Annotated in this window: 2 protein-coding genes; both read right to left on the minus strand. The window is 39.8% G+C overall.

The window, feature by feature from the left end:
* Positions 1 to 326 precede the first annotated feature (326 nt).
* The gene (locus tag FTV41_RS14945; RefSeq protein WP_163146727.1) at positions 327 to 833 is read right to left on the minus strand and encodes a plasmid replication DNA-binding protein; all 507 of its coding nucleotides are present in this window, start codon (positions 831 to 833) and stop codon (positions 327 to 329) included.
* 100 nt (positions 834 to 933) lie between these two features.
* The coding region (locus FTV41_RS15155; RefSeq protein ID WP_218945213.1) for a hypothetical protein at positions 934 to 1,122 on the minus strand (189 nt) is incomplete at its 5' end.

Here is a 1,122-nt window from a genome sequence, read left to right on the forward strand (position 1 = left end):
AAATGGTGAGAGGGGTAACTTAATGATATTCTCAGTGCTGTCTGACAACAGAATCAACACCTTATTTTGGCAAGATACGGGAAAATATAGGGTAGATCAATATTGACTTTTTATGAAAAAATTTTCGTATTTAGACAAAAAGTTTAGGGAAAGAACTCCCCCAATTTCTGTGTACTCGTAACTACTTATACAATAAGAATTTTATTTTAAAATCAAAGAAATATAGTTTATTTATCGACAACTTTGTGGATAAGTTTATGTATCAGTCAGATCATGACTATCTCTAAAATAGTTCTTATCTACCCTATTAGTGTAACTTCATGACTTTAATCGAGTACCGCACGTATTACACGGCCAAACAAGCCACGGCGTTTAGGTTCAGGCTGTGATACCGGATTAGTTGTCCTGGGCTCCTCCATAGTCTGATCTGAGGCCACTTGCGCTATTGGCTGATCGGCTTCTGTACTTTCTTCTTTCTGTTCTGGTTTTGGCGCTCCCAAAAGCAGCTGTAGCGAGTAAGTTTGATCATCTTTTGCTTTCAACTGCTCACGCTGGAACTGTTCGCGCTCTTGAGCCAGATCAAGCTGCTTTTTAAGTATGTCTACCTGTTGTTGCAGTATGTCAACTTCTGCCGACTTTTGTGCCGCCTGGGACTGTAACGTGACGTTCTGTGTGCTTCGCTGTGATGGCTCACCAAAGACTCTTATAGCCTCGGCAAGATCAATCTTACCGTCACTGTTTTTGCTCAGATCGCCTTTATTTATACGCTTATAGATGCTTTGGCGGTTCATACCATACAGCTTTGCCAGCTCAATGACCGATAGTGCCTTCATATTGTTTTTTTCACTGTCCACTCAATGTTCAGGTTACATTAACGTGACATGTACCGCTAGAAAAGTTTTCCACCATCAATGATGGAAAACTTAATTTGGCTTACTTTCGACCTGACTTATCTTCATTTAATATTGTTGGCGAATATCCATTCCCTACATTACTTTCATTCACATTTCTTAAGGGTCTAGGCTGATAATCCGGCATAGGTTTTTTTACTGGCTCCTTTGGAGGAACTTGATCCTTCGGGGTCGTCACGTTATAGCTCCATATTTCAAAATAAAAATCATT

This window comes from Acinetobacter sp. YH16051 (genome assembly GCF_013417135.1).
Lineage (GTDB): Bacteria > Pseudomonadota > Gammaproteobacteria > Pseudomonadales > Moraxellaceae > Acinetobacter > Acinetobacter towneri.